Consider the following 24602-nt stretch of genomic DNA (forward strand, 5'->3'; position numbering starts at 1 on the left):
GGGACCCACTCCCCGTGTCACCGCCCCGGCCTGTGCTTACACTGAGCCCATCAGGGATGTTCGTGATGTACCGGAACCGCCGTGCGTTATCAGCGGATACTCGTACCGGCCCTCGCCTTGGTCGTGGTGATGCCCGCGATCTCCATGCGGGCACAGGGTGAGGAAGTCCCGCGCGGCCCCTCGTTCGCCGCGCGCGCTCTGCAGGCGCTGATCGACGGCATCCAGTTCGGAGTGATCATCGCGATCACATCCGTCGGGCTCTCGCTGATCTTCGGCACCATCCACTTGATCAACTTCGCGCACGGTGAGTTCGTCACGATCGGCGCCACCTTCGCGTTCTTCCTCAACGCCTCCGCGGCCGGTCCGGGCTGGCACCTGATTCCCGCCGGCCTCGCGGCAGTGGTCCTCGGCGCCCTGCTGGGCGGGGTGGTCGAGCGCGGCATCTGGCGCCCGCTCCGGGCTCGGGGCACCGGGCTGATCAACATGTTCATCGTCACCATCGGGCTCTCGCTGCTGCTGCGCCACGTCGTGCTCGTGCTGTACGGAACCCGCCCCGCCTCCTACGCGCAGTACGACATCCAGAGCGTGATCAGCATCGGGCCGGCCGGCATCACCCCACGCGACCTCGCCGTCACTCTGCTCTCCGTACTGGTGCTGCTCGGCATCGCCGTACTGCTGCAGAAGACGCGGATCGGGACGGCCGTGCGGGCAGTCTCGGCCAACCGTGACCTCGCGGAGGCGTCGGGTATCGACGTGCAGAGGGTGGTGCTGTTCGTGTGGATGCTCAGCGGCGGACTGGCCGCGCTCGGCGGGGTCTTCTTCGGCCTGGTGGAGATCGTCACCTGGGACATGGGCTTCAAGCTCCTGCTGCTCATGTTCGCGGGGATCATCCTGGGTGGCCTCGGCTCCGCCTACGGCGCGATGGTCGGCAGCCTCGTCATCGGCGTAGTCGCCCAGATGTCCACCCTGTGGTTCCCGGTCGACCTGCAGTACGCCTGGGCTCTCCTCGTTCTCATCCTCGTCCTCCTCATCCGGCCGCAGGGCATTCTCGGCCGGGCCGAACGCGTCGGGTGAGGGGTGTGCCATGGACTTCTCGGCCATCGTCACCGACGCCCTGCGCTCGGGAATCGGCCCCATCGCCGCCGTCTACGCGCTCGCCGCGATGGGGCTGAACCTGCACTTCGGTTACACGGGACTGCTGAACTTCGGCCAGGTCGGTTTCATGCTGGTCGGCGGCTACGGGCTCGCCATCACAGTGTCGACGTACGACGGCCCGATGTGGCTCGGGGTCCTGGCCGGCATGGGCTGCGCGATCGTCCTGGCGCTGCTCCTGGGCCTGCCCACCCTGCGGCTGCGCGCCGACTACCTCGCGATCACCACCATCGCGGCGGGGGAGACGCTGCGGCTCTTCTACCGCTCCAGCTGGGCCGAGCCGGTCACCGGTGGGGTGTTCGGACTGCAGAGGTTCGCGAACGACTTCTACGGACTCAGCCCCGTCGAGCCCGGCACCTACGGCGTCTGGCTCGTGAGGTTCAGCGCCCGCGACCTCTGGGTGATGATCGTCGGGTGGGCGCTGGTCGTCGTCGTCGGAATCCTGCTCGCCCTGCTGATCCACAGCCCGTGGGGCCGTGTCATCCGGTCGATCCGTGAGGACGAGGTCGCCGCGCGCAGCCTCGGCAAGAACGTCTACGCGTACAAGATGCAGAGCCTTGTGCTCGGCGGCGTCATCGGGGCGGTCGCGGGCATGCTGCAGGCGATCCAGGTGCAGTCAGTGAATCCGGACAACTACGATCCGGGCGTCACATTCTTCCTGTACACGCTGCTCGTCCTCGGAGGCGCCGGGCGGATCCTCGGGCCGGTCGTCGGATCCATCCTCTTCTGGTTCGTCCTCAGCTTCCTCGACAGCGCGCTCCGCCAGGCCATCGACGCCGGTTACATCTCGCCGGACGTCATCAGCACATCGGAGGTCGGCGCGGTGCGCTTCGCCCTGGTCGGGGTCGCCCTGATCCTGCTGGTGGCGTTCCGGCCACAGGGCATCCTCGGCAGCCGGAAGGAGATGTTGCTCAGTGGCCGCTGACCCCGCACCCCAGCCGGGCCCGCTCTCCGCGATCGATCCCGAGCCGGGGGTGCGCAAGCCCGACCCCCTCCTGGTGCTGGACCAGGTGACCCGCACCTTCGGCGGCCTGGTCGCCGTGCGGGTCGAGCACCTGGAGGTGCAGCGCGGGGCCATCACGGCGCTCATCGGGCCCAACGGCGCCGGCAAGACCACATTGTTCAATGTGGTGAGCGGGTTCGACCGGTCCGACGGCGGACGGTGGTCGTTCGACGGACAGCCGCTCACCGGCGCCCCGGCGCACCGGGTGGCGCGGCGGGGGCTGGTCCGTACGTTCCAGCTCTCCCGGGCGCTCGCCCGGCTCACGGTGCTGGAGAACCTGCTGCTCGCCGCGCCGGGGCAACGCGGTGAGCGGGTGCTGCCCGCGCTGTTGCGACCGCTGTGGCGCGGGCAGGAGCGGGAGACGGAGCGCCGGGCCGACGAGCTGCTGGACCGGTTCCGGCTCGGTCCCCTGCGCGACGACCACGCCGGCACGCTCTCCGGCGGGCAGCGCAAACTGCTGGAACTGGCCCGTGCGCTGATGGCCCGGCCGGTCATGCTGCTGCTCGACGAGCCGATGGCCGGGGTGAACCCCGCTCTGACCCAGTCGCTGCTCGGACACATCACACGGCTGCGCGACGAGGGGCTGACGGTGTGCTTCGTCGAGCACGACATGGACGTGGTGATGGGCATCAGCGACTGGGTGGCCGTCATGGCCGACGGCCGGCTGGTGGCCGAGGGCCCACCGCACACGATCGGCCGGAACGCCGCCGTCGTGGACGCCTACCTGGGCAAGCGGCACGACGAGCCGGGGGGCGGCTGACGAGAAGGGCGAGGAGGACCAGCGATGTCCGCGGAGGAACAGGTACCGGTGCTGGCGGCGGACGACCTCGTCGCCGGCTACGTCCCCGGCGTCGATGTGCTGCGCGGCTGCAGCGTCGAGGTGCGGCCGGGCGAGGTGGTCGGCGTGATCGGTCCCAACGGCGCCGGCAAGTCGACGTTGGTCAAGGCTGTCTTCGGGCTGCTGCGGGTGCGCGGCGGGAGGGTGCGGCTGCGCGGCGAGGACGTCACCGGCCGGCCCGCGCACGAACTGGTCCGGCGGGGCGTGGGCTACGTACCGCAGCTGCAGAACGTGTTCCCCACGCTGACCGTCGAGGAGAACCTGCGGATGGGGGTGTACCTGCGGCCCAAGGACCAGGCGCGGCGGGTCGCGGCGGTCGAGGAGCTCTTCCCCGTGCTGGCCGACCGCCGCAGGCAGAAGGCGGGCGCGATGTCGGGCGGCGAGCGCCAGATGCTCGCGATGGCCCGTGCCCTGATGATGGAGCCGCAACTGCTGCTGCTCGACGAGCCGTCGGCCGGCCTGTCACCGCTGCACCAGGACCATGTCTTCGACCGCTGCCGCATGATCAACAGCGCGGGCGTCGCCGTGCTCATGGTCGAGCAGAACGCCCGCCGGTGCCTGCAGTTCTGCGACCGCGGCTACGTCCTCGACCAGGGCCGCAACGCGTACACCGGCACGGGCACAGCCCTGCTGCACGACGAGAAGGTGATCGAGCTCTACCTCGGCACGCTCGCCCGCGTCCGTTGACTCCCGTCCTGTCGGTACTCCTGCTCAGTCCTGGGCCTTGCTGGTCTCGGTGCGCAGGGTCTGCAACCGTCCCTGGTCGTTGTAGCCGTACACCTCGATCGTCGCCTGGCCGGGTTCGCCCTTGTCGGTGAAGTCGAGCGGACCGCTCACGCCGTCGTAGTCGATGTCCCTGCCGTCGGCGAGCAGCTCCTTGCAGGCGGCGAACGAGTTGCACTTCTTGCCGTCCTTGGTGATCCCGTTCATCTCCTTGACGTAATCACCGGGGTCATCGGACTTCGCCTTCTCGGCGGCGAGCGCGATCGTCGTCACGCAGTCGAACACCTGGGGTGCGAACTGCAGCTCCTTCAGATCCGGCGCGAATTTCTTGAGCTCCTTCACGTACTGCTCGTTCGACGCCGAGGCAGGGGCGGTCCCCTTCATCCCGGAGAGCCTCTCCGGCTGGCCCGGTGCGACCAGCGAGGGCAGTTCCTCGCTCCGGAGTCCGTCGGCGCCGTAGACGCCGATCTTGTCGGGCCCGAGCCCGGACTCGATCATGCCCTGAAGGATCTGGGCGCCCTCCTCGAAGGCGATCACCACGGCGGCGTCCGGCCTGGAGTTCTCGATCTGCTGGACGACCTGGTCGAAGTTGGTCGCCTTGGGGTCGTAGGTCTCGGCGAGCGTCACCTTCGCCCCGTGGTCCTCCAGTGCCTTCCGGGTCGCCTCCATCAGGCCGCGCCCGTAGTCGTCCGCCCGTGCGACCAGGGCGACCCGGTCGTGACCGTCCTCGCGCACGACATCCGCCAGGACGGGGCCCTGCAACGCGTCGCTCGGGACGGTACGGAAGTAGAAGCCGTCGTCCTCGTAGTCGGTGAATGTGGGAGCGGTGTTCGACCCCGAGCACTGCACGACGCCCGCTCCGGTCACCCGGTCGATGAACGCCAGCGACATGCCGGAAGCCGCGGCGCCGATGATCGCGTCCACGCCTGCCGCGAGGACCCGGTCCGCCGACTGCGCGGCAACGGCCTCCTGGCCCGCCTCGTCGCTGGAGACCACCGTCGGCACGGGCTTGCCCAGAACACCGCCTGCGTCATTGATCTTCTGTATCGCGAACTTCAACGATTCGATCTGCGGTGGGCCGAGGTAGGCCAGTTGTCCCGTCTCCGGCAGGACGTAGCCGAACTGGAGCTCACCATCGCCCGGCTCCGCCCGGGCCGTGCCGCCTGTCGTACCGCAGACGGCAATCACAAGAGCGGCCGCGCTTGCGAAAGTCACGGACCGCCGTATCGACGTTTTCATCTCCGCCTCCGCTGGTTACAGGCAGCGGGGGTCGGCTGGCCGGCCCTCCGCCCGCCACCTGTACATGAGCCTAGAACGCATTCGGAGTCTGGAGAAGCGCAAATATCCAGTTATGCGGCGAATGTGCGCCACGGCGCCGAACTGGCGGTGGCGTCGTCGGACAGGGCCGCGGCCATCCGCGGCGGTGGCCACGAGCCCGCAGCTCGTGGCGGGACCCATGCGTCCCGCCGCGCGGGCGGGACGGCCCGGCGGCCCAGCCGTTCCTTCTCGTCCGGGTCGGTGACCGGCACCCCCCCCAAGCGTCCCCGGCGCCCGAGGGCGCACCCGTCCTCGGGCGCCGACCCGTCTCGTCGCCCTTCCGGCGGACTGTCAGGGCAGGGGGGTGCCGCCGGTGGCGTTGAGGATCTCCGCCGTGATGTAGCTCGCCCGGTCGGAGGCGAGGAACACATAGGCGGGTGCCATCTCGGCGGGCTGGGCCGGCCGGCCCAGCGGTGCCTGCTTGCCGAATTCCTCGGTGTCGGGGAGCGTCGCCGGGATCAGCGGCGTCCACACCGGCCCCGGCGCCACCGCGTTCACGCGGATTCCGCGCGGGGCGAGCAACTGCGCCAGCCCCTGCGTGAACGTGACGATGGCGCCCTTGGTCATTGCGTAGTCGAGGAGATGCGGACTCGGCTTGTACGCCTGCACCGAGGTGCTGTTGATGATCGACCCGCCCGCCGGGATGTGCTGCAGCGCCAGCTTGCACAGCCAGAACATGCCGTACAGGTTCGTCCGCACGACCCGGTCGAACTGCTCCGTCGAGATGCCCTCGATGCCGTCGGACTGCGCCATCTGGTACGCGGCGTTGTTCACCAGCACATCGATCCGGCCGAACTCCGCGACCGCCCGCTCGATCAGCCCCCGGCACTGCTCCTCGTCACGGACGTCGCACGGCACGGCGATCGCCTTCCGCCCGGCGTCCTCGACGAGCCGGGCCGTCTCCCGCGCGTCGTCCGCCTCCTCCGGCAGATGCGTGAACAACACGTCCGCGCCCTCCCGGGCGTACGCGAGGGCGACCGCCCTGCCGATCCCGGAGTCCCCGCCGGTCAGCACCGCCTTGCGGTCCTTGAGCAGCCCGTTGCCCCGGTAGGACTCCTCCCCGTGGTCCGGCGGCGGGTCCATGGCGCCGGTCCGGCCCGGATGTTCCTGGTCCTGCTGCGGAAAGTCCGGCCGGGGATGCCGTTCGACCGGGTTCCGCCGCTCGTCGTCGCTCATGAGCACAGGCCCTTCGTCGTCGCGTCGGTACATGAGCGGCGTCCTCATGGACCCCGCGCGCCCCGAGTGCCCGGGCGCGCGGAGTCCATACGCGGGGACCGGTCAGTCGCACCGGCCGCTCGGCCTGGCCCGGGTCACCAGCTGACTGGTGCCGGTGGTCGCGTCCAGCCACACCACACGCGTGCCCGGTGCCGCCGCGGCCGAGAGCTGCTCGCCCCGGTTGCAGGAGACCCGGCCCCGGCGCAGAGCCTCGCCGTCCGTCGAGAACTGCCACAGTTTGGACAGCGACTCGTTGCGCAGCACGGTGTCCGGCGCCCGGGCGACCATCGTCACCGCCCCCTCGGAGGCCGTCACATCGGAGACGTCCAGCGCCTGCGGACCCGTCTCCGGGCTGAGGTCGGTGACGCCCGAGCCGTCGAGTCCGGCGCGGCGCAGCGCCGTCACCCCGTTGTCGTCGATCTCGTCGAGCAGCCAGTAGGCACGCCCGCCCGCGATGGCCGTCGGGCCCAGACCCGTGCCGGGCGCGGCGATCTGGACGACGCTCTCCTCGCCGGTCGCGATGTCGATCACCCGGGTGCTGGACTCGTACACATGGGCCACCCGCCGCCGGTCCTGGTAGACGAGCTTGCCGTCGCTCACCGACGGCCAGGTCGCCCGGCGGTACGTGCCCCCGCCGCGCGAGACCTTGTTCGCCGGGTCCTTCAGGCTCAGATAGGCGATGGCGGCGCGCCCGCCGTGGTTGTTGTAGGCGTAGGCGACCACGTCACCGTCGACGTCCAGGGCGCGCCCGACGCTGCGATGGTGGGCGAGCACCTTCACCGGCCCGCCCGCGAGGGGCCGCGCGAGGATGTCGATGCCGTTCGATCCGTGCGCCTGCCACACCACCGTCTTCCCGTCGGTGGCCGGATTGACGTGGTAGCGGCCGTCGTTGGGGCTCATCAGCTTCAGCCGACCGGTGCCGTCCGTGCGCCCCGCCCACACCGAGTACGGCTCCGTGCCGTCCTCGTTGGAGGAGGAGGCCGCCCACCAGTCGCCGCCGGCGCCCAGAGGGGTGTCCGCGGTGTTGACGCGTTCGAGCAGCACGTCGGAGTCGACACCGAGGGCCAGCTCCCAGTTCGGCACGATGCCATGGGCGTTGAAGGCCCGCTGCACGGCCGAGAGGCCCTGCCCGGTGACGCCGAGGTCCTTCGCGGCGGCGATCACCGCGTCCCGGCCCTGGGTGAACCCGTCGAGCGGAGTGAGGTACTCGGTGAGCGCCTTGTACACGATCCGGTCGGCGCGCTCGGCGCCGAGGTCCTCACGGACGTCCCACAACGCACCCGAGAAGATCGTCGAGTTGAGATGGACGCCCCCGCTGTCGGTGCCGAAACCGACACCGAGGAACGACCTGGCGGTGGTCCGCCCGTCGTTCAGGTCGCGGATCGCGCACTCGGCCGCCGATTTGGTGCGGCACAGCCGCTCGCCGAGCAGACTCGCGGTGGGGTCGTCCATGGAGAGGCCGTACACGTCCGTCTCGATGGCGTTGCCGAAGTAGTCCGCGATGGCCTCGTTCATGGCACCGGGCTGGCCCGCGTAGACGAGGCCGGCCGAGTGCTCGATGACCCCGTGGGTCATCTCGTGGCCGACGACGTCCATTCCGGCGGAGAGGGGCCGGTACTCCGCGTCGCCGTTGCCGTACACCATCTTCCGGCCGTCCCAGAAGGCGTTCACATAGGGCTGCCCGCCGTCGGTGACCCCGACCAGCGAATGGACGGACATGCCCCGCCCGTCGAGGCTGTCCCGGCCGTGCCGGTCCCTGAAGTAGTCGTACACCTGCCCGGCGGCCCAGTGCGCGTCCACCGCGCCCGCCTCGGTGGCCTCGGAGCCGAAGGCCGCGGTCGGCGACGAGAACAGCGGCAGTTCCGGCGGCCACACTCCGGCCACGTCCGTGACCCCGAGGCCCCTGGCGTCCCAGGTGCCGAGGAAGTCCCCGTAGTCGTTCCGGATCCGTGAGTGGTCGCGCAGGACGTACGTGCCCTGGATCTCGTCCTGTCCGACCTGCAGCTCCACGGAGTTCCCGTCCAGCTTGACGCCGGAGCCCGCGGGCTCGGCCGCCCGCGCGGCCCGGCCGGCCGCCTTCCCCGCCACGGTCGTGCGGGGCGTGCCGAACGTCTTGATACCGCTGTACTGGAGCACCGGGTATCCGGCGCGCGCGTCGATGTACACCTCGCGCAGCACCGGCTCGCCGCCCGCCGGGTTCTCGCCCCGCACGGTGATGTGCCGGGTGAGCACACCCGCGCCGGCCGGCAGCACGACCAGACCGTGGGAGGTGCCGGTCAGCGGTGTCCCGTCCTCGTCGACGTCCTCGAACGCGGTGAAGTCCCGGGCGTCCAGGTCGGCCCGTACGGTGTCCACCGCCCGTTCGACGGCGAGCGCGTCGTCGACCTCGGCCGTGGTGTCGGTCCGCAGCCCTGTGAAGTACTTGCCCGAGGTGCCGGTGACGATCCTCCGCCCGTCGTCCCCCTTCTCCATGCGGACCACGTACTGGCCGCCGAGCACCGGCACCCCGCGGTGCTCCTGCCGCAGCCGCACCGTCTCGCCGCCGCCGTCGGTCCTGCTGGTACCGGCCGGTTCCAGGTCGCGCACCGGGTTCCCGATGCGATACCGGTCCCGCTCGGCGGCCAGATACGCGCGTGCCGCGTCCGCCGCGCTCCGGGCCGCCGGGGCCCGCTCCCGGATGCCGTCCACCAGCGCGGGCGTCGCCGTCCGCTGCCCCGACACCACCTCGCCGGGGGCCGGCGGCTGTGCGCCGTCGCCGCTCGCCGCGCCGGCGGGGACCGCCGACACGACGAGTGCGGCGACGCCCAACAGCGCCGCCGCACCCGACATGCCCGTTCGTCGTGCTCTGGATAAGCCTGCTGATCTCCCGGAACGTCCTCTGCGCTGACGCACTGTCTCCCCCCACGGAGTCGGATGTCCGGCGGCGGTCGACCGCCGGCCACGGGTCATGGAACAGGCGATGCGGCGTCCCATCAACGGGGCGGGGGTTTCCACAGACGACTTCCGGCCCCTCGCCCGCGCACCGGCCCGACGACTCCGCGGGCCCGGGCCGGGCCGGGGCGGCCGGGACGGAACCGGCGGACGGCCGGGGGCCCGCACGCCGGTGACGGGCCATACGGTTCGTACACGCCAATGCCGCCACAGGTCCACCACGGCCCGCCCCTCCCTCTCCGACCGCTTCCGAGCCCTGCGTGACATGCTCATTACCCTGCGTCTATGAGCCCGCCCGGCGTGCCGCACACATTCCCCACACCGCCTTCACGTCGTGCTCACTTTCGGCCGCCCGGGCTCCGGCGTGCTCCCGGCGGGGCAGACGGCCCGCTCGTCGTGTGCCTAGCCTCCCGGGCCATGCGATCACCACTGATGAGACGTCTCGGTCTCGGCGCCGTCCTCGCCCTCGCCCTCGCCGTCTTCGGGATGGCCCCCAGCGCGAGCGCCGACCCCGCGCCGGCCGCGCTGACGTTCGCCACCGACAGCGCCACCACCACTCCCGGCGGCACGGTGAACCTGTCGATGACGATCACGAACAACAAGACCTACGACATCTGGTTCGTATACCAGACCATCGAACCCACCTGGCTCACCACCCAGCGCCCCGACCTCAAGTACGCCTTCACCGGGTGCAGCCTGGCCACGGCCGCCGGCGCAACCCCCTGCACGGGGACCGGCCCCGCCAACCTCGGCACCAACTACGGAGCCACCGTCCCGCCCGGTCAGAGCCGTACCGTCACCCTGACGCTGCAGATCGCCGCCGACTCCGGCTGCAACGGCAACATCGGCTTCTACTCGTACTACTACGCCGAGTTCAGTGACTCCACGAACACCAGCGGCGGTCCTGTCTACACGCCCCAGACGCGGGTCCTCTGCGCCTGACGGTTCGTCCAGGATGGGGGCATCCGCGGCGGACGTGACCTGAAATGATCTGCGATCACGTACATATCGCGGTATGGACCACTGGTAGTCCCGTCGGCGGGCCCGAACAGCCCGCCGACGCCCCGTACAGGGCCCGGACCAGCGTGCCGGGCCCTCATGGTCGTCCGGGCGACGCCCTCCGCCGCTTCGGTTGCGACGGGAAAACAGCTCATTCGGTTCCACCGGTTCCGGTTGGACACCTTCGCTTTTCCGTCATGTTTCGCCGCATGACCACAAAAGCTCCACACAGACACCACTATGTGACGCGACGGATGCGTCGACGACTGGCTTCTGAGGGGGACGCCGGCGTCACGCAAGGGGGTGCGTCCGCTCAGGAGAGGCGTGCTCACCCCTGCCCGGGGAGGGGACTTCACCGCATGAAGCGGACCTTACGCACCACCGTGCTCGCGGTGGGCGCGCTCATCGCCGCACTCGGCCTGCCCGCCGGTCCGGCACAGGCCGACGACATCGCACCCCGTATCGATCTACGGGTCCTGGTGGTGAGCGACGGCGGCCCGTCCACCGACGCCATCGCCGCCGAACTCACCGCGGCCGGCACGCCGTACACCGAGGTCGACCTGACCCGGTCGGACCGGCCCGTCATCGACGCCGGCTTCCTCGCGGACACCGTCGACGGACGGCCACGCGCCAGGTTCCAGGCCGTCGTCCTGCCCAACGACAACCCGTTCCCGGCCGGCTCCGCCGAGATGGCCGCACTCGTCGCCTACGAGCAGACGTACGAGATACCCCAGGTCGACGCCTACACCTACGCCCGCCCGGAAGCCGGACTCCAGTACCCGGTGCACGGCGGCTACTCCGGCAGCGTCGACGGCGCCGAGGCCCAGGTCACCGCCGCCGGCAAGGCGGGCCCGTTCGGCTACCTCGACGGGGCGGTCCCCTTCGAGGACAACGACCCCGCCATCGGCGAGAGCTACGCGTACCTGTCGAGGCCCGTGACGGGCGCCGACTTCACCCCGTACGTGGACGCGGCGATCCCAGGACAGTCCACGCGGGGCACCCTGGTGGGCGAGTACCGGCACGACGGACGGCGCGAACTCGTCGTCACCTTCGTCTACAACCAGTACCAGCAGCAGTTCCGGCTGCTGGCCCGCGGCATCGTGGAGTGGATGACCGGCGGCGTGCACCTCGGCGCGTCCCGGAACTACTTCGCCGTGCACGTCGACGACGTGTTCGCCGCCGACGACCGCTGGAACACCCAGCTCAACTGCACCCCCGGCGATGTCGACTGCACGGACCCCAACGCCCAGCCCGACCCCATCCGCATGACGCCGGGCGACGTCGACCATGCCGTCACCTGGCAGAACCAGAAGAACTTCACCCTCGACTTCGCGTACAACGGCGCCGGCAGCGTCGACCACCGTGAGGACCACAACGGCGCCGACGCCCTCGCCGACCGGCTGATCACACAACGGAACAAGTTCCGTTGGATCAACCACACCTACTCGCACCCCTTCCTCGGCTGTGTCCAGGACACCACCGTGGTGCCCTGGAGATGCGCCACCGACGCCGACGGCTCCACCCGCTGGGTCAGCCGCAACGAGATCTCCGACGAGATCGCCACCAACCGGGTCTGGGGCCAGATCCACGGACTCCCGCTGGAGAACGGCGAGTTGGTGACCGGCGAACACTCCGGCATGAAGGTCCTGCCGCAGCAGCCCCAGGACAATCCCAACCTGGCCCTCGCCGTCGACGACAACGACATCGCCTGGCTCGGCTCCGACAACTCCCGCGAACCCGTTCAACGCAAGGTCGGCCCCGCCACCACCGTGCCCCGCCATCCGATGAACGTCTTCTACAACGCGGGCCGCGCCGCCGAACAGGTCGACGAGTACAACTGGATCTACACCAGCCGCGCCCAGGGCGGCAGCGGCATCTGCGAGGACAACCCGGCCACCACCACCTGCCTCACGGCACCTCTGGACACGGCGACGGGTTACGAACAGGTCATCGTGCCCCTGGAGAAGCGGATCGCCCTCGGCCACGTCCTCGCCAACGACCCGAGGCCCCACTTCATCCACCAGTCCAACCTCGCCGAGGACCGCATCGCCTACCCCGTGCTCACCGGCGTCCTCGACGGCTACGCGGCCCTCTTCGCCGACAACACCCCCGTGGTGAACCTGCGGATGAAGGACATCGGCGCCGAACTCCAGCGCAGGGCCGCCTGGCAGGCCGCCCTCCAGTCGGGCGAGGTCACCGCCTACCGCATCGGCGCCACCGTCACCGTCGACGCACCCGACGGCACCGCCGTCACCGCCACCCTCCCCACCGGAACCACCCGCGGCGGAACGGCCTTCGGCGAGGCGTACGCGGGCGCCGCCTCCGGCTGGACCACCGCCACGGGCGCGCCCCTCACCCTCACCCTGCCGTCCTCCGCCGACGCGCCGACCGTCTCCCCGGCCAAACCCGGCAAGGCCACGAAACCGGCACCGGACACCCGGGTCCCCGCGGGTGTGCGCGAGAGAGTCCCCTACGGCGCGGACCCGTCCGCCAAGGACGACTGAGGCGCGACCGCCCGAAGGTCCCGGCCGCCCACCCGGCGGCCGGGAGCGGTACGAACCACCCCACACCTCGGCCGTGGAGCACAACGATGCCCGTTCCGCACGGAACGCGAAACCCTGGCGCAACGCGCGTCACCTTGCTTACCGAAGGCACCTATCCCCATAGTCACGGCGGCGTCAGCGTCTGGTGCGACCAGCTCGTCCAGGGCATGCCCGACCTCGACTTCGACGTCATCGCCGTCACCGGCACCGGGCGCGAACCCCTCGTCTGGAACCTCCCCGCGCAGGTCTACCGCGTGCTGTCCGTCCCGATGTGGGGCGACCCACCGCAGGGCGACCCGCCCCGGGGCCGCGCCCGCAACCGGCTCACCACCGCCTACGAACAGTTCCTCACCGCCCTGCTCGACCCCCGCGCCGAGCCCGGCTTCGCCCCCGCCCTCTACACCATGGCCCGGGCCGCCGCCGACGGCGCGCTCAGCCCGTTCCTGCGCTCGGACCGGGCGATCACCCTGCTGACGTCGGTCTGGAACCGGCCCGGCCTCCCCGTGCGCGAGTCCCGGCCCACCCTGCACGACGCGCTCACCGCGACCTCCCTGCTGGAGCACGCCCTGCGCCCGCTGGCCGCGCCCCCGCCCGAGACGGGGGTCGCCCACGCGGTCAGCGGCGGCGTCGCCGTCCTGCCCGGCCTCGCCGCCCTGGACCGGTACGGCGTCCCCCTGCTGCTTACCGAACACGGCGTCTACCTGCGTGAACGGTATCTCGGCTACCGCACCGCCCCCTACCGCTGGCCGGTGAAGGCGGTCGTCCTCGGCTTCTTCCGGCTCCTCGCCGAGGAGAGCTACCGCAGGGCCGCCCTGATCACCCCCGGCAACCGCTACAACCGGCTCTGGGAGGAACAGGGCGGCGCCGATCCGGAATCCATACGCACCGTCTACAACGGCGTCGACCCCGCCGCGTTCCCGCCCGCCGGGCCCGAGCCGCAGGCCCTCACCCTCAGCTGGGCGGGCCGCGTCGACCCGATCAAGGACCTGGAGACCCTCATCCGGGCCTTCGCCCTCGTCCGGGCCAGGCTCCCCGAGGCCCGGCTGCGGTTGTTCGGCGGAACCCCCAAGGGCGGGGAGGCCTACCGGGAACGCTGCGAGGCTCTCGCCGCCCAGCTCGGACACGCCGACGCCGTCACCTTCGAGGGCCGCGTCGACGACATCAGGGACGCCTACGCGGCCGGTAACGTCGTGATGCTCTCCAGCATCAGCGAGGGCTTCCCCTTCACCCTGATCGAGGCCATGTCGTGCGGCCGGGCCACCGTCTCCACCGATGTGGGCGGTGTCCGCGAGGCCGTCGGCGACACCGGGCTCGTGGTACCGCCCCGCGACCCGGCGGCGATGGCCGCGGCGGCGCTGGAACTGCTCGGCGACCCCGCGCGCCGCGCGACCATGGGTGAGGCGGCCCGGCTGCGGGTCATCGAACAGTTCACGCTCCGCCAGACCATCGACACCTTCCGGTCCATCTACCTCGAACTCCCCGCCCTGGTCCACGCTCCGGCGGGCGTACCGCTCCCACCGGGGGAGCTGACCGCGATCAGCACGGTGGCCGGATGAGCGGGCCGATGTCACTCGAACCCGGCGGCGTCGAACACGAGACGCTCGCCATCCGCCTCGACGACCGGCGCCGCCCGCGCCGCCGCCCCAGCTGGGCCCTCGCCGACGACACCACCCTCACCATCCGGCTGCCCCGCCAGGGGCCCGACGAGGCGGCGGTCAGCGAACTCGCCGCCGAACTCGCCGACCGCATAGGCCCCGCCGTCCACCCGTACGAGGTGGCCGCGTTCCTGGAGGCGGAGGGCCTGTCCGCCGGCGTCATCAAGGAACGGTACGGCCACCCCAACCTCTTCTCGCTGGCCGCCGCCCTCTACGAACGGGTACCGAGGACGTTCCCCGAGCCCCCGTCGCAGCCCGACGTGTGGCGACCCGACACCGTGCGCTGCCTGCTGCGCGGAGTGCTGTTCGCCCTGCCGGGGCTCGCCTATCTGCTCACCGCGCCCCTGTGGAACCCCGGCGGACATGCCCCCGCCCTGATCGTCGCCGGACTCGTCTCCTGGGCCTGGGGCCAGGCCCTCGGCCACCGCGCCCATCTGCGCATGGCGACCGGACGGCACGAAGCGGGCCGAACGCTCCTGATCGGCGCGCCGCTGGGCGCGGTCGTCGCCACGGTGGCCGCCGCGCTGCCCGCCGGAGGCGGACCGGCGACCCTGGTCGCCGCCGCGCAGTCCGCCTACCTCGCGGCGGCCGGCGTGCTGCTGGTGCTGGCCCGGGAGCGGCTGCTGCTCGCCGCGCTCAGCCCGCTGCTCGCCGGCGCCGCCGTCTTGCCGTGGTGGGAGCCCGGCCCCCTGCTCCGGGCCGGACTGCCGGCGCTCGCCCTGACCGCGACGCTCGCCGTCACCGGCCGGGTGCTGTGGACCGGGCTCGCCGCCGACGCCGTACCGGGCGCCACCCGGCCCCGCCTCCTGTCGTCCCTGCCCTACGGCCTGTTCGGTCTGGCCGCCGGTGTGCTCGTCCTGCTGGAAGGACGCGAGGAGCCGTACGCGGTGATCGTCCTCACCGTCAGCATGGGACCGGCGGAGTGGCTGCTGTACCGCTACCGGGGCCTGTCCGTCGCCGCTCTCCGGGCCGTCGCGACCCCCGCAGGGTTCCTGCTCCGCTCGGCCGGCGTCCTCGGCCTCTGCCTGCTCGCCTACCTCCTGCCGATGCTCCCCGCGGCCCTGCTCACCGGCGCCGACCCCGCGCCCCTGCTGCTCCTCGCCGCCGCGCTGTGGACCGCGCTGCTGCTCCAGGCGTTCGGCACGGCCTGGCCACCCGCCCTGATCTGCCTCGCCGCGGCGGGCGCCGCCGGAACGGTCACCCTGCTGCGCCTGCCACCCGGCGACCCGGCGCTCCCGCTGAGCTGCGCCGTCGCCGCGCTGTGTCTGTCGGCGTGCGCGCTGCGCGTGCTCGGCCGGCCCGCGCCGCACGCCTGAGCCCCGCGCTCACCCGAGACCCCGCCACAGCCCCCACATCCGACCTACCGGAAGGACACACCGTTGACCTCCGCACCGCTCGCCGCCGTCACCGGAGCCGAGGGCTTCATCGGCTCCCACCTCACCGAGGCGCTCGTCGCCTCCGGATACCGGGTGCGCGCCATGGCCCAGTACAACTCCTTCTCCTCCTACGGCTGGCTGGAGACCCTCCACCCCGACGTCCTCGACCGGGTGGAGATCGTCCTCGGCGACGTCCGCGACCCCGGCTCCGTCCGTGGCCTTCTCGACGGCGCCGACACCGCCTACCACCTGGCCGCGCTCATCGCGATCCCGTACTCGTACCAGGCCCCGCACAGTTACGTGGACACCAACGTCACCGGCACCCTCAACGTCCTGGAGGCCGTCCGCGCCCTCGGCACCCCCCGCCTGGTGCACACCTCCACCAGCGAGACGTACGGCACCGCGCAGACCGTGCCGATCACCGAGGACCACCCCATCCACACCCAGTCCCCGTACGCCGCCTCCAAGGCCGGCGGGGACCGGCTGGCCGACAGCTACCACGCGAGCTTCGACACCCCCGTGGTGACCCTGCGTCCGTTCAACACCTTCGGCCCGCGCCAGTCGATGCGCGCGGTGATCCCCACCGTCATCGGGCAGGTCGCCGCGGGGGAGCGCACCATCACCCTCGGGGACCTTCGCCCCACCCGCGACTTCACCTTCGTCAAGGACACCGCGCGGGCCTTCCTCGCCGTCGGTACCGCGCCCGCGGAGCGGGTCGTGGGCCGCACCTTCAACGCCGGCACCGGCGGGGAGATCTCCGTCGGCGACCTCGTCGCCCTCATCGGCAAGGTGATGGACACCGGCCTCGACGTCCGCGAGGACGCGGCCCGGATCCGGCCCGCCAACTCCGAGGTCATGCGGCTCGTCGCCGACGCGAGCAGACTCACCGCCGCCACCGGCTGGCAGCCCGCCCACTCCCTGGAGGAAGGCCTCGCCCAGACCGTGGAGTTCTTCCGCGACCCGGCCAACCTCGCCCGCTACAAGACCGGCATCTACAACATCTGACTCCCGTCCGGCACGCCCCCGCGCGGCCGACGAGGCGGCGCGGTCCACGAAGTCCATGAAGGAGGAGCACCATGCACGCAGTGATCCTGGCGGGAGGCAAGGGCGTCCGGCTGCGGCCCTACACGACGGCGCTGCCGAAGCCGCTCGTCCCCATCGGCGACCAGCACGCGATCCTGGAGATCGTGCTGCGCCAGCTCTCGGCCGCCGGATTCACCCACTGCACCCTCGCCATCGGCCACCTGGGCGAGATCATCCGCGCCTACGTCGGCGACGGCTCCCAGTGGGACCTGACCGTCGACTACGCCACCGAGGAGAGCCCCCTCGGCACCATGGGCCCGCTGCTCAACCTGCGCGACCGGCTCCCCGAGGAGTTCCTCGTGATGAACGGGGACGTCCTCACCGACCTCGACTACGCCGACGTCCTGCGCCGGCACCGCGAGTCCGGCGCGCCGCTCACCATCGCCACCTACGCCCGCAAGGTGCACATCGACTTCGGGGTGCTCACCACCGACGCCCGCAAGGTGGTGGCGTTCACCGAGAAGCCCAGCATGGACTACCGGGTCTCCATGGGCGTCTACGGGGTGTCCCGTTCGACGCTGGAGGGCTACACGCCCGGACTGCCGCTCGGCTTCGACGAACTGGTCCTCGACCTGATCAGGGCCCAGAACCAGCCGCACGCCTACGAGTTCGACGGGTACTGGCTGGACATCGGCCGCCCCGACGACTACGACCGGGCCAACGCCGAGTTCACCACCCGTAAATCGCTTCTGCTCAAGGGAGCCTGAGCACCGCATGCGCATTCTCGTCCTGGGTTCCACCGGCTATCTGGGCGGCCATGTCGCCGCTCGGCTGCGCACCCTGCCCGGCGCACGGGTCCTCGGCGGCGGGCGCTCGCCGGCCGCCGAGTTCCCCGTTGACCTCGCCACCGTCCGCCCCGAACAACTGGCGAAGGCCCTGGCGTCCGTCGCACCGGACACCGTGGTCAACTGCGCGGGCGCCACCGGCGGCGACGCCGTGATCCTCGCGGAGGTCAACGCCCGTGGCCCGGCGGTCCTGTGCGCCGCCCTGCGCGAGGCGGCGCCCGGCGCCCGCCTGGTGCACCTGGGCTCGGCCGCCGAGTACGGGCCCGGCGTGCCCGGCATCCGGGTGACCGAGTCGGCGCCGACCTGCCCGGCCGCCCCGTACGGAGCCACCAAGCTGGCCGGCACGGTGGCGGTCACCGGCTCCGGCCTGGACGCCGTCGTCCTGCGCGTGGGCAACCCCGTGGGGCCGGGGGCGCCGGCGAGCGGGCTGCCCGGACGTATCACCCGTCTGCTCCGCACGGCCGGCCCTGAGGGGGTGCTGCGGCTGGGCGACCTCTCCGCGTACCGCGACTTCGTCGACGTCCGCGACGTCGCCCGGGCCACCGTCCTCGCGGCCACGGCCCCCGGCCCCCTGCCGCCGATCCTCAACATCGGCGGCGGCCGGGCCGTCCTGGTGCGCGACCTGGTCCGCATCTTGGCCGTCAAGGCCGGATACCGAGGCCGGGTCGAGGAGAACACGGCGGGATGGGGCGGTCCGGCGAGTACGGCGTGGGTGGCCGGACCGGCCGGGGCCCTGGGCCCGGCGGACATGGACGGGGCGCCGGGGACGGAGGACGCGGCACTCGGGGCCGAGGCCGGGGCCGGGACGCGCGGCTCGGCGGCTCACATCGTTCGGGCGGGCTCGCCCGGCTCGGGGGATCAGGCGGGTCCGGTGGGTTCGGCCGGCCCGGCCGGCCCGGCCGACCCTGCGGGCACTCCGGACACTCCGGACACGTTCCGCTCGGCGGGCCTCGCCGGTCCGACGGGCTCGCCCGTCTCACCCGTCTCACCCGGCTCGGCCGGTCATGCAGGTCATGCCGACCGCGCCGGTCATGCCGACCGCGCCGGTCATGCCGACCGCGCCAGTCATGCCGACCGCGCCGGTCAGGCCGGCCCGGCGGGGTCGGTCCGCCCCGCCGCCGTGGCCGGGTCCGTCCGGTCCGCCGACGTGTCGTGGCAGTGCTCCGACATCACCGCTGCCGAGGAGGCGCTCGGCTGGCGGCCGGTGCACACCCTCGACGACGCCCTGACCGCACTGTGGGAAGGCGTCCGGTGAGCCTGCTCGTGCCCCTCTACGTCCACCCGGCCGAGGACCCGGGGGCCTGGCACCGGCTGATCAAGGCCGCGACCCGCACCTACGCGGTCGTCCTCAACCCGGCGAACGGGCCGGGCGACCACCCCGACCCCGCGTTCGGCGCGGCCGCCGCCGCGCTGCGCGCCGCCGGGGCCCGGCTCCTCGGCTACGTCGACACCGACTACGGGGTGCGCGACCGCGCCGAGATCGCCGACGACGTGCGCCGTCACCGGGAGTGGTACGCGGCCGACGGCTGCTTCCTCGACCAGGTGACGGCCACACCGGACAACCTGCCCGGCTGCCGCCGGCTGGTCCGCGCGCTCCGCCGGCTCGGCGCGGAGACGGTCGTCCTCAACCCCGGCGTCCACCCGGCGCCCGGCTACGCCCGCCTCGCCGACCTGACCGTCACCTTCGAGGGCCATTGGTCGACGTACGTGTCGTCGTTCAGCCGCCCGGCGTGGACCGCCCGCCATCCGCCCGAGCGGCTGTGCCACCTCGTCTACGGGGTGCCCGAAGCGCTGGTGCCGCTCGCCGTGCGCACCGCGCACGAGCGGGGCGCGGGCGTCTGCGGTCCCGTCACGGGCGAACCGCCCAATCCGTGGGCCCGGCTGACGCCCGCGCTGACCGGGACCACCGAGCGATGAGGCGGGCGGCACTGGCATGCGCCACCCTGCTGACCGCACTGATGGCGTCGGCGCTCGCGGGCTGCACCGATACCCGGCCGGCCGACGGGCATGGCGACGCGACCTCCGGCCCGGCCGGGGAACGGTGGCGGCCCCGGCCCGGTCTGGCCTGGCAGTGGCAGCTGGACGGGAGGGTCGATCCCTCGGCGGATGTGCCCGTCTACGACATCGACGGCTTCGAGAACTCCGCGGCGGACGTGGCCCGTCTGCACCGCGACGGCCGCAAGGTCATCTGCTACGTCAACGTCGGCGCCTGGGAGGACTTCCGGCCCGACAAGGACGACTTCCCCCGCTCGGTGCTCGGCGAGCCCAACGGCTGGGCCGGCGAACGCTGGCTGGACATCCGGCGGTTGGACGTCCTGCGGCCGCTCATGGAACGGCGCTTCGACATGTGCCGGGAGAAGGGGTTCGACGCGGTCGAACCCGACCTGGTCGAGGGCTACGGCAACGACACCGGCTTCCCGCTCACCGCCCGTGACCAGCTCGCCTACAACCGTATGATCGCCGACATCGCCCACGACCGCGGCCTGTCGGTGGGCCTGAAGAACGACCTCCCGCAGATCCCCCAGCTCCTGGCCCACTTCGACTTCGCGGTCAACGAGGAGTGCGCCCAGTACGACGAGTGCGCCGACCTCAGCCCGTTCATCGCCGCGGGCAAGGCCGTGTTCCACGTCGAGTACACCGAACCGAGGAGCAGCTTCTGTGCGGAGTCCCGGCGGCTGCGGCTGTCGTCGATGGTGAAACGACCGGAGCTGGACGAATGGCGCAGGCCGTGCTGAGCGCCCGCGGGCGTCCGCGCCGCCCGTGGCTCCGCGCTCCCCTCCGGGCACAGGGCGTGACCTGCTGTTTTTCTTTCGGCAAGAGGCGAGCCGTCCGGGCCGCGGGATCCTATGGTGGAGGTCGCAGGACAGTGACGAACGCTGAGGCGGCGCACCATGGCCGAGACGGAGACCGACTACGCGGCGGTGTTCCAGGCGCTGCCCGGCATGATGGCACTGCTGACGCCCGACCTGATCTACGCGGACGCGAACGAGGAGTTCCTGCGGCAGTCCGGCCGCACCCGGGAGCAGGTGGTCGGCCGGTACCTCTTCGATGTGTTCCCCGACAACCCCACCGACCCGAGCGCCACCGGGATGCGGAACCTTGCGGCCTCCCTGACCCGGGTGGTGGAGAGCGGCGAACGGGACGCGATGGCGCTGCAACGCTACGACGTGGAGTCGGCGGAGCAGCCCGGCGAGTGGGAGGAGCGCTACTGGAGCCCGGTGAACGCACCCCTCCTCGGCCCCGACGGCACCGTGGTGCTGCTGATCCACAAGGTGGAGGAGGTCACCGAGCTGATCCGGGCCCGCTCCCGACCGCCGGGCGACCGGGCCCAGGTCCTGGAGGCCGAACTGTACACCCGCGCCCGTGAGCTGCAGGAGGTCAACGAACGCCTCCGCCGGGCGCACGCCCGGGAACGCGAGGTCGCCCTCGCCCTGCAGAGGGCGATGCTGCCCGCGCCCAGCCCGGTCCGGCACCACCGCGCCGCCGTGCGCTACCGGCCGGCCACCGGCGCGCTGAACGTGTGCGGAGACTGGTACGACCTCGTGGACATGCCGGGCGAGGACCGGATCGGTGTCGCCGTGGGCGACGTCGTCGGGCACGGTCTCGCCGCCGCCTGCGTCATGGGTCAGCTGCGCAGCGCGCTCAGCGCCGCGTCCGTCGTCGCGGACGGCCCGGCCGAGGCGCTGGACGCTCTCGGTCTGTACGCCGACTCCGTCGACGGCGCCGAGAACACCACGGTCGTCCAGACCTGCATCGACTGGACGGAACACACCGTCAACTACAGCAGCGCGGGCCATCCGCCGCCCGCGCTGCTGTGCGCCGACGGCACCGTCACCTTCCTCGACCAAGCGACCGACCCGCCGCTCGGAGCCCGCCCGGAACATGTCGCGCGCCCGCAGGCCACCGTGGACTTCACCGAGGGCGACACCCTCGTCCTGTACACGGACGGGCTGGTCGAGCGGCGGGACGAGGACATCGACACCGGTCTCGCCCGCCTCTCCGACGCTCTCACCCGCCATCGCCGGGCCGACGCCGAGGCCCTCGCCGACTCCCTCCTGCTGGATCTGCTCCCGGTGAGCGGCGCCACCGACGACACCGCCCTCGTGATCATCAGCCTGTGACCGTTCGCCGTCCGGCTCACCCCTGCACGAGTTGATCGGCCAGGCGGCGGGCCTGCGCCAGCAGCGTGCCGTGGGTGCTGAGGGCATCCGGGTCGTCGCGCACGGCGTCGGGCAGCCGGCGGTGCAGGTCGTCGAGGGTGCGGCACAGCTCCGCCACGGCCTCCCGCAGCGCCAGGTCGGCGTCCCGGTCACCGCCGGTCGCGGCGAAGCGGGCCCGGCTGTACAGACCGACGGCGCGGGCGGTGTGCCGGAGGAACTCGGCGTACGGGCCGGTGACCGACGGCGCGGGCCGGGCCGGCCGGGTGCCGTGGCCGGCTGTCTCCAGCACCGTGCGCGTCACGCCCGCGGTGTGCACGGCGACATGGTCGAGCACCGTGAGGGCGTCGTCGTAGGCCTGGCCGGGCGGCGCGAGGGCGCCGGTGCGGCGGCCCCGCGGGTTGCCGCGCATGCTCTCCCGGCTCCAGCCGATCGCCGATCGGGCCTGGTCGACGAGACGGGACAGGCGCAGGGCGCGTTCGTGCCACTCCCCGGCCGTGTGGGGATCCCAACCGTCGTCGGCCAGCCCGTCGGCCACCGCTTCCAGGATGGCCTGCGCCTCCCGGGCGGCCTCGGAGAGAGCGGCGCGCGTGTCCCGCAGATACACCGGGGGACGGATCAGGGCGTTGACCGCGATACCGACCAGCGCGCCGAAGACCGCCTCCGCGATCCGCGCCCCGGCGGAGGCGAGGGTGACCTGACCGCCGGTCAGGACGAACAGGGCACCGGTCGCGGCGTAGATGCCCTGGGCACCCAGCCGCTGCCACTGCGCCAGCAGCAGCACCACCGGCAGGACCAGCACCATCGCCGCCATGGTGCCGTCCAGCAGCAGGGCACCGGCCGTCGCCGCCACCGTGCCGACCGCGAAGGCGGCCAGCTGTTGCAGACCGTGGGCGATCGACCGGTACACCGTCGACTCCACCAGCACGATCGCGACCCAGGGCGCGACGAACGCCATCGGCGCCTTCAGCCACCAGCCCGCCACGGCCCACGCCACGCACGCGGCCAGCGCGGCCTTCCCCGCCTGCGCCGTCAGGTCCCGCTCGCGGCCCGGCCCCGACCAGGCGCGCCGTACCGCCCGCGCAACGGCTTCCAGGTGCCGCCGGACCGCTTCTGTTCCTCGCCTCGTCCCATCCATGGCACTGCAAGTGCCACGCAGAGGACGACGGATGCACACTCGTTCCCCGCGATCGGCCGGGCGCGGACCCCGAGGTCAGGAGGCCCGGCGTCCTGGGGCACGTCCCGCCCGACGCGGCCCGCAACGACATCACGGTGCCGGGCGGACGGATCGTCCGCCCGGCACCGTGCGTGCGGGAGCCCTGCGCCGGCCGGTCAGACCGCCGGTGACGGGTACGTCGGGTACTCCACCCCGGAGACGTGCTGGACGACCCGGATGACCTGGCAGGAGTAGCCGAACTCGTTGTCGTACCAGAGGTACAGGATCGCGTTGTCGCCGTCGACCTTGGTGGCGCCCGCATCGACGATCGAGGCATGGCGGGAGCCGATGAAGTCGCTGGAGACCGAGTCCGGCGCGTTGGTGAAGTCGATCTGGCGCTTGAGCGGCGACGTCAGCGAGACGCCCCGGAGGTAGTCCAGGACCTCCTCACGGTCGGTCTCCCGGCCGAGACGCAGGCTGAGGATCGCGATCGAGACGTCCGGGACGGGGACGCGGATCGAGCTGCCGGTGATCGGCGCCTTCAGGTCGGGCAGCGCCTTGGCGACGGCCGAGGCGGCGCCCGTCTCGGTGATGACCATGTTGAGCGGCGCGGAGCGGCCCCGGCGGTCGGCCTTGTGGTAGTTGTCCAGCAGGTTCTGGTCGTTGGTGAACGAGTGGACGGTCTCCACGTGACCGCGCAGCACACCGAACTCGTCGTCCATGGCCTTCAGCGGCGGCACGATCGCGTTGGTGGTGCAGGACGCGCAGGACAGGATCTGCTCGTCCGGCTTGACCGTGTCGTGGTTGACGCCGTGCACGATGTTCGGGACGTCGCCCTTGCCCGGCGCGGTCAGGACGACCTTGTCGATGCCGGGGCGCAGGTGCTGCGACAGGCCCTCGCGGTCGCGCCACTTGCCCGTGTTGTCGATGAGGATGGCGTTCTTGATGCCGTACTCGGTGTAGTCCACCTCGGACGGATCGTTCGCGTAGATCACCTTGATGGTGTTGCCGTTGGCGACGATCGTGCTGTTCGCCTCGTCGACCGTGATCGTGCCCTGGAACTGGCCGTGGATGGAGTCACGGCGCAGCAGTGAGGCACGCTTGACGAGATCCTCGGGGGCCCGGCCGCCGCCGCCGCGCACGACGATGGCGCGCAGCCGCAGACCGTTGCCGGACCCGGCCTTCTCGATCAGCAGGCGGGCGACGAGGCGGCCGATGCGGCCGAAGCCGTAGAGGACGACATCGCGCCCCTCACCGCCCTCGATCTTGTTGGCGCCGGTGGCACCGGCGACGGCCTCGGCGGTGAACTCCGCGATCGACAGGCCTCGGTCGTCGGCCTGGTGGGCCTCGGCGAGCAGGCCGATGTCGATCTGGGAAGGCCCGAGGTCGAGGGTGGTGAGGGCCTGGAGGAACGGCAGCGTGTCGGTGACCGAGAGCTCCACGCCGGCGATCTGCCGGGCGAATCGGTGCGTCTTCAGGATGCTGACCACCGACTTGTTCACCAAGGAGCGGCTGTGCAGCAGGACCGTGACGTCCCGCTCGCGATGCAGCTTCCCGATGATCGGGATCATCGACTCCGCGATCTCCTCGCGGTGCTTCCAAAGGGTGAACGAGTCCTCGTTGACAGTCACAGATTTATCTTTCGAGCTAGGCGGCGCTCATATGCTAA

At 71.9% G+C, this 24602-nt stretch carries 18 protein-coding genes and 1 pseudogene; 14 read left to right on the plus strand and 5 right to left on the minus strand.

Annotated elements, in window-relative coordinates:
* The first annotated feature begins 81 nt into the window (after positions 1–81).
* From ACZ43N_RS39105 to ACZ43N_RS39120, 4 genes are read left to right on the plus strand one after another with little or no spacing between them, the layout of a single operon-like run.
* A complete protein-coding gene (locus ACZ43N_RS39105; RefSeq protein WP_468104137.1) occupies positions 82–1074 on the plus strand; it encodes a branched-chain amino acid ABC transporter permease in 993 nt (330 codons plus the stop codon).
* A 10-nt stretch (positions 1075–1084) separates the two neighbouring features.
* Entirely contained in the window at positions 1085–2077 is a 993-nt protein-coding gene (locus ACZ43N_RS39110) for a branched-chain amino acid ABC transporter permease (RefSeq protein WP_468104139.1), read from the plus strand.
* A complete protein-coding gene (locus ACZ43N_RS39115; protein ID WP_468104141.1) occupies positions 2067–2915 on the plus strand; it encodes an ABC transporter ATP-binding protein in 849 nt (282 codons plus the stop codon). Before ACZ43N_RS39110 ends, ACZ43N_RS39115 begins: the two co-directional genes overlap by 11 nt.
* A gap of 24 nt (positions 2916–2939) precedes the next feature.
* Complete coding sequence (locus tag ACZ43N_RS39120) at positions 2940–3680, plus strand: ABC transporter ATP-binding protein (protein ID WP_468104143.1); 741 nt, start codon at positions 2940–2942, stop codon at positions 3678–3680.
* A 24-nt stretch (positions 3681–3704) separates the two neighbouring features.
* Here the strand turns inward: ACZ43N_RS39120 and ACZ43N_RS39125 are convergent, their stop codons facing one another.
* The 3 genes from ACZ43N_RS39125 to ACZ43N_RS39135 form a co-directional block, all read right to left on the minus strand.
* Positions 3705–4931: an ABC transporter substrate-binding protein gene (locus ACZ43N_RS39125; protein WP_468104145.1), complete on the minus strand. Its 1227-nt coding sequence runs from the start codon at positions 4929–4931 to the stop codon at positions 3705–3707.
* A gap of 393 nt (positions 4932–5324) precedes the next feature.
* Positions 5325–6209 carry an SDR family oxidoreductase gene (locus tag ACZ43N_RS39130; RefSeq protein ID WP_468104147.1) on the minus strand — a complete coding sequence of 295 codons (885 nt, stop codon included), beginning with the start codon at positions 6207–6209 and terminating at the stop codon, positions 5325–5327.
* A gap of 102 nt (positions 6210–6311) precedes the next feature.
* Entirely contained in the window at positions 6312–9077 is a 2766-nt protein-coding gene (locus tag ACZ43N_RS39135) for a M4 family metallopeptidase (protein WP_468104148.1), read from the minus strand.
* A 519-nt stretch (positions 9078–9596) separates the two neighbouring features.
* On the opposite strand from ACZ43N_RS39135, the gene ACZ43N_RS39140 reads away from it, so the two are divergent.
* The 10 genes and pseudogenes from ACZ43N_RS39140 to ACZ43N_RS39185 all read left to right on the plus strand — a co-directional run bounded on the left by ACZ43N_RS39140 (position 9597) and on the right by ACZ43N_RS39185 (position 21741).
* On the plus strand, positions 9597–10121 hold the full coding sequence (locus ACZ43N_RS39140; RefSeq protein WP_468104149.1) for a hypothetical protein: 525 nt from the start codon (positions 9597–9599) through the stop codon (positions 10119–10121).
* Between the two features lie 416 nt (positions 10122–10537).
* Positions 10538–12682: a hypothetical protein gene (locus ACZ43N_RS39145; protein ID WP_468104150.1), complete on the plus strand. Its 2145-nt coding sequence runs from the start codon at positions 10538–10540 to the stop codon at positions 12680–12682.
* Positions 12683–12768: 86 nt separating this feature from the next.
* Entirely contained in the window at positions 12769–14277 is a 1509-nt protein-coding gene (pelF, locus tag ACZ43N_RS39150; RefSeq protein ID WP_468104152.1) for a GT4 family glycosyltransferase PelF, read from the plus strand.
* A complete protein-coding gene (locus ACZ43N_RS39155) occupies positions 14274–15692 on the plus strand; it encodes a hypothetical protein (protein WP_468104154.1) in 1419 nt (472 codons plus the stop codon). The genes pelF and ACZ43N_RS39155 overlap by 4 nt, the downstream gene beginning before the upstream one ends.
* Before the next feature lie 63 nt (positions 15693–15755).
* Entirely contained in the window at positions 15756–16757 is a 1002-nt protein-coding gene (locus ACZ43N_RS39160) for a GDP-mannose 4,6-dehydratase (RefSeq protein ID WP_468104156.1), read from the plus strand.
* Positions 16758–16828: 71 nt separating this feature from the next.
* Positions 16829–17542, plus strand: a complete 714-nt coding sequence (locus ACZ43N_RS39165; protein ID WP_468104157.1) for a nucleotidyltransferase family protein — start codon at positions 16829–16831, stop codon at positions 17540–17542.
* 7 nt (positions 17543–17549) lie between these two features.
* A pseudogene (locus ACZ43N_RS39170) lies at positions 17550–18332 on the plus strand (NAD-dependent epimerase/dehydratase family protein); the annotation flags it as partial.
* Between the two features lie 539 nt (positions 18333–18871).
* Entirely contained in the window at positions 18872–19537 is a 666-nt protein-coding gene (locus ACZ43N_RS39175) for a spherulation-specific family 4 protein (RefSeq protein WP_468104158.1), read from the plus strand.
* Positions 19534–20355 (plus strand): endo alpha-1,4 polygalactosaminidase, encoded by an 822-nt coding sequence (locus tag ACZ43N_RS39180; RefSeq protein ID WP_468104160.1) that lies wholly within the window; start codon positions 19534–19536, stop codon positions 20353–20355. The genes ACZ43N_RS39175 and ACZ43N_RS39180 overlap by 4 nt, the downstream gene beginning before the upstream one ends.
* A gap of 156 nt (positions 20356–20511) precedes the next feature.
* Complete coding sequence (locus ACZ43N_RS39185; RefSeq protein ID WP_468104162.1) at positions 20512–21741, plus strand: PP2C family protein-serine/threonine phosphatase; 1230 nt, start codon at positions 20512–20514, stop codon at positions 21739–21741.
* Between the two features lie 16 nt (positions 21742–21757).
* Here the strand turns inward: ACZ43N_RS39185 and ACZ43N_RS39190 are convergent, their stop codons facing one another.
* Together ACZ43N_RS39190 and ACZ43N_RS39195 are read right to left on the minus strand one after the other, a co-directional pair.
* Positions 21758–22915 (minus strand): FUSC family protein, encoded by a 1158-nt coding sequence (locus ACZ43N_RS39190; protein ID WP_468104164.1) that lies wholly within the window; start codon positions 22913–22915, stop codon positions 21758–21760.
* Positions 22916–23109: 194 nt separating this feature from the next.
* On the minus strand, positions 23110–24564 hold the full coding sequence (locus ACZ43N_RS39195) for a glyceraldehyde-3-phosphate dehydrogenase (RefSeq protein WP_468104166.1): 1455 nt from the start codon (positions 24562–24564) through the stop codon (positions 23110–23112).
* Between the last annotated feature and the right edge of the window lie 38 nt (positions 24565–24602).

The organism is Streptomyces sp. NPDC030814, assembly GCF_055572155.1.